This window comes from Halalkalibacterium ligniniphilum, from assembly GCF_000334155.1.
Lineage (GTDB): Bacteria > Bacillota > Bacilli > Bacillales > Bacillaceae_D > Halalkalibacterium > Halalkalibacterium ligniniphilum.
The window spans coordinates 1-8,513 of the sequence record NZ_ANNK01000140.1 but is presented as its reverse complement, the minus strand read 5'-3'; the positions used below and the strand labels follow the sequence as shown (position 1 = coordinate 8,513).

Genomic DNA, 8,513 nt, shown 5'->3' with positions numbered 1-8,513 from the left:
ATTTCCATCACACGATCGACAACGTTTTCGTCTTTGTAAAAAATAACCTCATCTGCCCCCGCTTTCTTGGCAATATCGCCTTTCTCTTTATTACCAGCAGTAGCAATGACAAAGGCCCCCGCTGATTTAGCCAATTGGACCGCAGCATGACCGACCGCTCCGGCTGCTCCGTAAATAAGGACAGACTCACCCTTTTGAAGCTGGCCCCGTTTGAAGAGTGATAGATGGGCGGTCACAAACGCCATGGCTAGCGCTGCACCTTCTTCATAGGAAACATCATTTGGTAACGGAAAAACGATTTCTGAGGGGATCGCAACAAATTCAGCCGAAGCATGCTTTGCGTTTGTTGCCCAAATACGGTCTCCAACCTTCCAATCCGCCACAGCTTCACCAACTTCAACAATTTCTCCTGCCACATCAAAATGGGGAATATAAGGAAATTGCTCGACTGGACGAATCCCTTTGCGAAAGTAAGTATCAACAGGGTTGATTCCGCTCGCTCCCACTTTAACAAGAACCTCACCTGCTTTAAGGGTCGGTTTGTCTAGATTTGCAGTTTTTAACACATCTGGTTCACCGTATTGTTCATAAATTACAGCTTTCATGTACATCACTCCTCGTTTTTGTTTTTGAATTAAAGTAATGGCTTAAAACGTTTGGCAGCTGCTTTTAAAACAGGCTCATCCTGAACGAGGGCAATTCGAACATAGCCTTCTCCCTCGAAGCCAAAAGCATGACCTGGTGTAACGATGACACCGGCATCTAATGCTTTTAACACAAATTCCATGGATGTATAGCCTTCAGGAACTTTCGCCCAAACAAACATGCCACCTCCAGGACTGCGAACAGGCCAGCCAACGTCATTTAACGCACGAACAAGAGTATCTCTTCTTGATTGATACAAATGCTGTTGGCTGGATAGGAAAGTGTCACCATTGGTTAATGCTTCAATGGCTGCAAATTGAACAGGCCGAAATACACCGTAGTCCATATGAGATTTGACGACCGCTAATGGCTCAAGAAGCTTTTCATTTCCAACAACATAGCCAATTCGAGCCCCAGCCATGTTAAAGCTTTTTGACATCGAATTGAATTCAACGGCTGTTTTTGTTGCTCCAGGGGTTGTCAGGATGCTTATTGGTTCGTTTCCATCAAAAAGCAGCTCAGAGTAAGCAAAATCATGAATGATAAGGATATCATTTTCAATACCAAACTGGACAAGCGTTTCAAAATAATCCTTTGTTGCGAGAGCGGCTGTTGGATTTCCAGGGTAATTGGTAATCATGATTTTTGCCCGTTTTTTGATGTCATCAGGCAATTTGTTTACATCAAACATAAACTGATTTTCTTCATTTAGGGGGAACGTAAATAATTCTGCACCTGCAAGATGCGCACTAGCAGCATAAATGGGGTATCCAGGATCAGGAGCAAGTAAAATGTCTCCTGGATCAAGATAAGCTGTTGCAATATGCGCTAGCCCGTCCTGAGAGCCCATTAACTGAAGTATGTTATGACTTTCAAGAGAGACATGATAACGTCTTCGATAAAAATCGGCTACCGCTTCAGAGAAGGTAGGAACACTCGTAATCGCATAGCCATATTCATGATCATTTTGAACCCCACTGACTAGCGCTTCCTTCACAAAAGTAGGTGGTGGAAGATCAGGGCTACCGATACTTAAATCGATGAGATCAGCTCCTTGGTGAAGCTTTTCTGCTTTTTTTAAGGCTAAATCAGTAAAGACACTCGCAGCCAAAAATTGCAGTTTCTTTGAAGGTTTTATCATTTGAATATACACTCCTAAATACGGTCTTCGCCTTCCATTTTAACCGAATGTTTCGAAAAAACCTATGAAAAAAAGAATAAGCAATGGCAGCTTATTCCTTAATCGTACTGTTCTTTTGTACCTAGTACCGGTGTCGCTTCTTTTTTTAATCCGCCCCGATGTTCGATCTCCTGAATGATTTCGCGATGAATGGTTGTTCCTTCTGCATTTAAATAGGGCGTCATTTGTTGCAGGCTATGGTGAAAAAAAGCAAGCTCCTTATTGGTCCACGCCTGTTTTGGCTTCATAGAGAGTTCAGTCATGTCTCGACCTACATACATTTGCATGCCTCCTAACGGTATCGTGACCTTAGTGTTTCTGTTCTCGCTTGTCGCTATACGATATAATAAAGGAGGTTTAGCCGAAACAAAGGAGGAAAAGTAAATGGAACGTAAAGTAGCCCTTGTCACAGGAAGTAGCCGGGGAATTGGGAAACAAATTGCTCTTCGTCTGGCAGAAAAGGGGTATGACCTTGTGATTAACTACGCCCGCAGCAAGCAGGCCGCATTAGATACAGCAGCAGAAATTGAGAAGCTCGGAGCCAAGGCTCTTGTGGTAAAGGCGAATGTTGGAAAGCCTGAGAAAATTAAAGAAATGTTTGAAGAAATTGATCATACATACGGTCGTTTGGATGTTTTAGTAAATAACGCAGCTTCTGGCGTTCTGCGCCCATTAATGGAGCTTGAAGAAAGCCATTGGAATTGGACAATGGATATTAATAGCAAAGCGCTGCTGTTTTGTGCCCAAGAAGCGGCAAAGCGGATGGAAAAAACGGGAGGTGGCCATATTGTGAGCTTAAGCTCCCTTGGTTCGATTCGTTATTTGAAAAATTACACAACCGTTGGGGTCTCAAAGGCAGCCGTTGAAGCACTGACTCGTTATTTGGCTGTAGAATTAGCGCCAAAAAATATCGTTGTTAATGCTGTTTCTGGCGGTGCTGTTGACACAGATGCTTTAACTCACTTTCCAAACAGGGAAGAGCTTTTAGAAGACGCAGCGAAGCGAACTCCAGCAGGACGGGTCGTTGAACCTGAAGACTTAGCGAATGCTGTCCTTTTTTTACTTTCTAAGGAAGCGAAAATGATACGAGGACAAACGTTGATTGTAGATGGCGGGATTTCCTTATTAACTTAAAATTTTTTGGATAATAACTTTACCTCCTGGTTACTTTAATGATTGTGGAGGTGATAAAAAATGAACAACCAACAACAAAATCAACAACCACAAGCGTCTAAAACAAACGCTCAAAAAGTGCGCCAACAAAATGCAGCTTCTGCACAAGGTCAAAGCTACAACACTGAATTTGCTAGTGAGACCAATGCACAAGAGGTTCGTCAACAGAACCAGCAATCTGCTGCGAAAAAGCAACAAGCTACAACCAATGCAACACAACAACAAAACAATGCTAACAGCTAATTGCTGTTAGAAAATGAAAACACCCTCTGATAAATCAATCAGAGGGTGTTTTCGTTTAGAATGAAGAAGAATGGAGAATACATATGAAGAAAACATGCAAGTTTGAACGAGCAGGCTCTTACCGTTTCAAAAATATTTGATACAAGGTATAATAGTAACGATAGATCGTTGTGAAAAGTAAAGAGTCACATAGTGTAAACAAGTTAGTGTACGGATGCAAAAGGGTAGAAGCTTTTGTTGTCCGTTTCCTGACGTCCGAAAAATTGAATAGAAAGGAGAAGGTTATGAATTTTCCCAAAGTAGGCAGTAAAATTCAGATCCACAGCTACAAACATAATGGATCTATTCATCGCATTTGGGAAGAAACAATTGTGCTTAAAGGGACGTCAAAGGTTGTCATTGGAGGGAATGACCGGATTCTTGTGAAGGAATCAGATGGAAGACATTGGCGAACGCGTGAACCAGCCATATGTTACTTTGATGCAGAGCAGTGGTTTAACACGATTGGTATGATACGCGCAGACGGAATTTACTTTTACTGTAACCTAGGTTCCCCTTTTACATGGGATGAGGAAGCGCTAAAATACATTGACTATGATCTCGATATTAAAGTATTCCCAGATATGACCTTTAAGCTCTTAGATGAAGATGAATATGATCTACACAGGAAAATTATGAACTATCCACCTGAAGTGGATCAGATCTTGCAACGAAGTGTAGATGAACTTATTTCATGGATCCATCAACGGAAGGGTCCGTTCGCACCTCAGTTTGTAGAAAGCTGGTATGAACGGTTTCTACAATATCGATAAGAAAGAAGCCTGGTAGGTACAGGCTTCTTCCTTTTATGCATATCCTACAAATTTTTACATAAGGGTAGAGAAAATGCAGAGCAATAACTATTTAAAATAAAGGTGGTGAGCAAACTGGATAGTGTGAAGCGTTACTTGCAGTTTGTTAAACCGTACAGAAAGCAAATTGCGATAACCATATTTATTGGTATATTAAAATTTGGTATTCCTCTTATGCTCCCGCTTGTGCTTGCATATGTTATTGATGACATTATTTTTGCAGAGGGAATGACGGAGTCTGATAAGATTTCATCGTTGCTTACGATTATGGGGGCGATGTTTTTTATTTTTGTCGTTATTCGACCGCCGATTGAATATTACCGACAATATTTTGCTCAATGGATTGCAAGTAAGGTGCTGTATGATATTCGCGATCAGTTATTTACCCACATTCAGAAGCTGAGTCTGCGCTTCTACTCAAATCGGAAGGTTGGCGAAATTATTTCAAGGGTCATACATGATGTTGAGCAAACGAAAAATTTTGTCATTACAGGACTTATGAATATTTGGTTAGACTTGTTTACGATCATTATTGCCATTGTCATTATGCTCAACATGAATGCATGGCTGACTCTTGTCGCTATCTCCATGTTTCCCGTATATGGATTTTCCATTAAGTTTTTTTATGGAAAGCTACGTCACTTAACCCGTGTTCGGTCTCAAGCGCTGGCTGATGTTCAAGGACATCTCCATGAACGCGTGCAGGGAATGAGTGTAATTCGCAGCTTTGTTTTAGAGGATTATGAGCAGACGCAATTTTCAAAGCGGAATGGAACATTTCTTGATCGGGCTCTTGATCATACACGCTGGAATGCGAAAACATTTGCTGTCGTTAACACAGTCACAGATATCGCACCTCTCTTTGTCATTTTTGTTGCAGCATACTTTGTTATCAATGGTCAGCTAGAAGTGGGAGCAATGACTGCGTTTGTTCTCTACATGGAGCGATTGTATAATCCATTGCGTCGCTTAGTGAATTCATCGACAACTCTTACACAAGCAATTGCTTCCATGGATCGTGTATTTGAATTTGTTGATGAGAAGTACGACATTACGGATGAAGAGAGGGCAAAAGAACTGAAGCGAGCACGTGGTGAGGTAACGTTCGATCATGTATCTTTTTATTATGAAGAAGAAGAACGTCCAGCCTTAAAAGATGTGCATTTACATGTGAAGCAGGGGGAAACCATTGCCTTTGTAGGGATGAGTGGCGGAGGTAAAAGCACGTTAATTAGTTTAATCCCCCGTTTTCATGATGTATCGTCTGGTCGAATTCTTATTGATGGAGAGGATATTCGTCGTTACCAAGTACGGAGTCTTCGAAATAACATTGGGATGGTGCTGCAAGATAACATTCTGTTCAGTGATTCGGTCCGCATGAACATTCTAATGGGAAATCCCAATGCAACGGATGATGAAGTGATTGCAGCAGCAAAAGCTGCCAACGCCCATGATTTTATCATGAACCTGCCTCAAGGCTATGAGACAGAGGTTGGCGAGCGAGGCGTGAAGCTTTCAGGTGGACAAAAGCAGCGGATCGCCATTGCCCGTGTATTTTTGAAAAATCCCCCGATCCTTATTTTTGATGAAGCCACTTCTGCCTTGGATTTAGAAAGCGAGCACTATATTCAAGAGGCATTGGAAACGCTGGCGCGGGATCGCACGACCTTCATCGTTGCCCATCGCCTGTCAACAATTACCCATGCAGATCGAATTGTTCTTATTGAAAACGGTCAAATTGCTGAAATGGGTACACATGATGAGCTGATGCGACGTGAAGGAAGCTATAAAAAATTGTTTGACGTGCAGCAATTGTAAAAATGTTTGGCTGATGAAAAACAAAAAGAGCGATCAAACTGGAGTGAAGTCGACCTCCATTTGATTGCTCTTTTGTTTATTCTTCGTCCATTACTTTGACTTTATTTTCATCGTGGTGATAGCTAAAGAAGCTATCCACAAGCTGTTCTAAATGCTCTAACTGCTCTTGATATTCCAAGATTTGTGAGATGGCTGGTAAAAGATGAATCCAAAGCTCCCGATCGATGGAATCGCCTGTATAGCGTTCCATATAAGCATCGGTAAGCTCTGCTTTTCCACGAATCAGTTCCTCGATCATTTCTTTGTTATGCTGATTATTCACTTTTCCAATGTAACGGAGCAAAATTCGATCATGATAGGATGTGAGAAGCTGTAACTGCTCTTCAATGAGCTTTTGAAGCGCTTCGGGCATTTGGTGAAATTCATCCGAGCGCCGTTCTAGCTTTTTCAGTACTGCAAGGGCATTATTGGCTGCCACCATCATTTGACGAAACAAAACGACCTTTCGGGCTTTCCCGTATTGGCTTTTTAAAAAGTAGTTCCGTTCTTCTTCATACAAAAGGTACATGTTCTCAATTTGACTCAATTTCTCGTCAAGGCGCGACAAATCTTTTTTTAACGTTTTTGGATCAGCATCCTTACGCAAAAAGAGCATCAGCCATTGGGTGATTTCATCGGTACAGTGAACGATCTTATGGTAAAGCTTTGTTTCATACTGTGGCGGAATAAAAAATAAGTTGACAAGAAACGCAGCAAAAACCCCTAAAGCGATTAAAACAAATCGATCCGTTGCAAAGTCGACAAAGTTCTCAGCAGGGCTCTCCATAATGATAATAATCGTTACGATTGCCAATGGAATGGTGGATGATTCCAATTTAATCTTAATAATAATTGCAATCGCTAAAACAACGACCAAGCCTACAACGAAGGGTTCATGACCGAAAGTCATCACGAAAATTACACCTAATACTGCGCCGATCACATTCGCTTGAACTTGGTCCAAAATCGTTTGAAAGGTTCGGTAAATGGATGGTTGAATTGCAAACCCTGCAGCTAGTGCCGCAAACATAGGTGGTTCAAGACCAAACCACATTGCTAAATATAGCGATAACATAATGGCAAGCCCCGTCTTAAAGATACGAGCTCCTAGTTTCATGTTTTGTAAAAATCCTCTCTCGTTTGAATATAAGGCTGGTTATTGACTCTATATCGATAGATTCGTTCATTCATTGCTTAAATCGTATAGTGAAGACTTAAGCTAACCAACGTACTATACAATGGATATGAAAAGGAATCAAGAGTTATTTCTATGATTTTTTAATGATGAAACTACTAACTTCACCAAGTGGAAAAGTGTGAAGAGAGGCGCTTTTTTGCCTCCACATGATGACCATTGTAAAGGGGAGTTCATCCTCTTTACCTTATATAAAGTTGACAAAGGGGCTCGGACAAAAGAGTCTTTATTGGAGAAATCCCAACGTCATGATCATTGATGCCTAGCAATCGCTTCGGAAATATCCTTCGCTTTCCGCGGGCGGCTGGTGAGCCTCCTCGTGCTTTTTGCACTGTGGGGTCTCACCCTTGCCGCAGGAGTCTACGTCTATTTCCTCCGCCAAGGTTGTGCATTGCTCGCATTTTCAATCAACACGTTCGTTATGTCCCAGCCTCGTGTCGTTTATTTTAATGACGCGACGACGGAAAATGCGTGGTCCACAGCATGTAGAGTCTTTTCAATGTCTTTATCCGTGTGGGCCGTCGTTAAAAACCATGCTTCATATTTCGATGGTGCAAGGTTGATTCCTTGTGAAAGCATTTCTTTAAAAAATACGGCAAACATTTCGTCGTTTGTATTTTCAGCTTGCTCATAATTTTTTACTTGCTCTTCAGTGAAATAAATTGTTAAGGCCCCTTTTAATCGATTAATTGTGATCGGAACCTGATGACGATTGGCATGCTTGAGAATACCTTGTTCAAGTTTTTGGCCGAGTCGATCCAGCTCTTCATAAATCCCTTCCTGTTTTAAAACTTCAAGGCAAGCAATTCCTGCACTCATTGAAGCGGGGTTTCCTGCCATTGTTCCAGCTTGGTAAGCAGGTCCAAGCGGGGCAACCTTCTCCATAATATCGACTCGTCCACCGTAGGCCCCGATCGGAAGTCCACCGCCGATAATTTTTCCTAATGCCGTCATATCTGGTTCGACACCGAGATAATTTTGCGCCCCTCCGTACATGAAACGGAAGGCCGTGATCACTTCATCATAGATAACCAATGCACCAGCATTGTGAGTGATTTCATTCACCCCTTCAAGAAAGCCAGGTTCAGGTTCCACAATCCCAAAGTTTCCGACGATTGGTTCAACTAAGACTGCTGCTACTTCATCTCCCCATTTGTCTATCGCTTCTTTATATGCGTTAAGATCATTAAAGGGAACGGTGATGACTTCCTTTGCAATGTTTTTTGTTACTCCTGCTGAATCGGGAATACCTAGGGTTGAAGGACCGGACCCCGCTGCGACAAGAACGAGGTCTGAATGACCATGATAACAGCCGGCAAATTTGATAATCTTATCTCGACCTGTGTATGCCCGTGCAACGCGAATGGTT

General features: G+C 42.0%; 9 protein-coding genes. 4 read left to right on the top strand and 5 right to left on the bottom strand.

Annotation, left to right across the window (positions count from 1 at the left end; all coding sequences use genetic code 11):
- The 3 genes from BLT_RS0117015 to BLT_RS0117005 form a co-directional block, all read right to left on the bottom strand.
- On the bottom strand, positions 1-605 hold a 605-nt coding region (locus BLT_RS0117015), incomplete at its 3' end, for an alcohol dehydrogenase catalytic domain-containing protein (protein ID WP_017728952.1).
- Positions 606-634: 29 nt separating this feature from the next.
- Positions 635-1,786 (bottom strand): LL-diaminopimelate aminotransferase, encoded by a 1,152-nt coding sequence (locus tag BLT_RS0117010; protein WP_017728951.1) that lies wholly within the window; start codon positions 1,784-1,786, stop codon positions 635-637.
- 98 nt (positions 1,787-1,884) lie between these two features.
- Entirely contained in the window at positions 1,885-2,106 is a 222-nt protein-coding gene (locus BLT_RS0117005; RefSeq protein ID WP_017728950.1) for a hypothetical protein, read from the bottom strand.
- Positions 2,107-2,209: 103 nt separating this feature from the next.
- Between BLT_RS0117005 and fabL the strand changes: the two genes are divergently transcribed.
- The 4 genes from fabL (at position 2,210) to BLT_RS0116985 (ending at position 5,910) form a co-directional block, all read left to right on the top strand.
- Entirely contained in the window at positions 2,210-2,959 is a 750-nt protein-coding gene (gene fabL, locus BLT_RS0117000; RefSeq protein ID WP_017728949.1) for an enoyl-[acyl-carrier-protein] reductase FabL, read from the top strand.
- 60 nt (positions 2,960-3,019) lie between these two features.
- Positions 3,020-3,241 carry a gamma-type small acid-soluble spore protein gene (locus BLT_RS0116995; protein WP_017728948.1) on the top strand — a complete coding sequence of 74 codons (222 nt, stop codon included), beginning with the start codon at positions 3,020-3,022 and terminating at the stop codon, positions 3,239-3,241.
- A 284-nt stretch (positions 3,242-3,525) separates the two neighbouring features.
- Entirely contained in the window at positions 3,526-4,053 is a 528-nt protein-coding gene (gene ntdP / locus BLT_RS0116990) for a nucleoside tri-diphosphate phosphatase (RefSeq protein ID WP_017728947.1), read from the top strand.
- Between the two features lie 114 nt (positions 4,054-4,167).
- Positions 4,168-5,910 carry an ABC transporter ATP-binding protein gene (locus BLT_RS0116985; protein WP_026105175.1) on the top strand — a complete coding sequence of 581 codons (1,743 nt, stop codon included), beginning with the start codon at positions 4,168-4,170 and terminating at the stop codon, positions 5,908-5,910.
- Between the two features lie 76 nt (positions 5,911-5,986).
- On the opposite strand, the gene BLT_RS0116980 is transcribed toward BLT_RS0116985, so the two are convergent.
- Positions 5,987-7,066 (bottom strand): FUSC family protein, encoded by a 1,080-nt coding sequence (locus tag BLT_RS0116980; protein WP_017728945.1) that lies wholly within the window; start codon positions 7,064-7,066, stop codon positions 5,987-5,989.
- A gap of 519 nt (positions 7,067-7,585) precedes the next feature.
- The coding region (locus BLT_RS0116975; RefSeq protein WP_017728944.1) for a glutamate-1-semialdehyde 2,1-aminomutase at positions 7,586-8,513 on the bottom strand (928 nt) is incomplete at its 5' end.

Bases quoted from the DNA above. Each gene is read 5' to 3' on its own strand.
- BLT_RS0117010 (WP_017728951.1), bottom strand. From the start codon at position 1,786: ATGATAAAACCTTCAAAGAAACTGCAATTTTTGGCTGCGAGTGTCTTT.
- BLT_RS0117005 (WP_017728950.1), bottom strand. From the start codon at position 2,106: ATGTATGTAGGTCGAGACATGACTGAACTCTCTATGAAGCCAAAACAG.
- fabL (WP_017728949.1), top strand. From the start codon at position 2,210: ATGGAACGTAAAGTAGCCCTTGTCACAGGAAGTAGCCGGGGAATTGGG.
- BLT_RS0116995 (WP_017728948.1), top strand. From the start codon at position 3,020: ATGAACAACCAACAACAAAATCAACAACCACAAGCGTCTAAAACAAAC.
- ntdP (WP_017728947.1), top strand. From the start codon at position 3,526: ATGAATTTTCCCAAAGTAGGCAGTAAAATTCAGATCCACAGCTACAAA.
- BLT_RS0116980 (WP_017728945.1), bottom strand. From the start codon at position 7,066: ATGAAACTAGGAGCTCGTATCTTTAAGACGGGGCTTGCCATTATGTTA.